The organism is Bradyrhizobium sp. 139 (genome assembly GCF_023074175.1).
In the GTDB taxonomy this organism is placed as follows: Bacteria; Pseudomonadota; Alphaproteobacteria; order Rhizobiales; family Xanthobacteraceae; genus Bradyrhizobium.
This window is the reverse complement of record NZ_JADPKS010000027.1, coordinates 1-590: the sequence shown is the minus strand read 5'-3', so window position 1 is coordinate 590 and position 590 is coordinate 1. Positions and strand designations below refer to the sequence as shown.

Here is a 590-nt window from a genome sequence, read left to right as displayed (position 1 = left end):
ATACTCTTGCCCGTCGCAAAGCCTGGTCCCAAGCTCAACCTCTACTCTTCCGTCATTGAAAGCCAATATCAGAGGTGACGAAGTTGATCTCCGCAGATAGTTGGGTGGCGGCATGCGCCTTCGATGCACTGGAGCCTGAAGAGGCGGTTCGTCTCGATCATGAAGGACGCACTTTTGTTGTTGTTCGCTCACCAGAAGGCCGTTACTTCGCGATGGACGGTCATTGCTCGCACGAGAAGGTGCATCTCGCGGGCGGCATTGTCGACGGCCATGTCATCGAGTGTCCTAAGCACTTCGGAACATTCGACTACCGGACCGGCGAAGCCCGCGCGCTACCCGCATGCGTCGGCCTGAGCACTTACGAAGTAAAGGTCGAGAACGGCACTGTTTTCATCAGACTTTGACGGCCTTGAGAGAGCATATTGTCAGGCTTAGAGGCTGACCGGAAATTAAAGTTGGGTGATTTCAGCAGGTTGTGATTCTTCGAGGTGTTCGAAGCCATCGGAGAAGCAGATGACCTGGACCGAAATCACCCGCTGTCAGCATGACAGACGAGCGCTGCGCTATGCAAGCGATTGTACGGATGCGGA

Annotated in this window: 1 protein-coding gene; it reads left to right on the top strand. The window is 54.7% G+C overall.

Going from position 1 to position 590, the window contains the following annotated elements; all coding sequences use genetic code 11:
• The first annotated feature begins 83 nt into the window (after positions 1-83).
• Entirely contained in the window at positions 84-404 is a 321-nt protein-coding gene (locus IVA80_RS07445) for a Rieske 2Fe-2S domain-containing protein (protein ID WP_247427373.1), read from the top strand.
• The last annotated feature ends 186 nt before the right edge of the window (positions 405-590 follow it).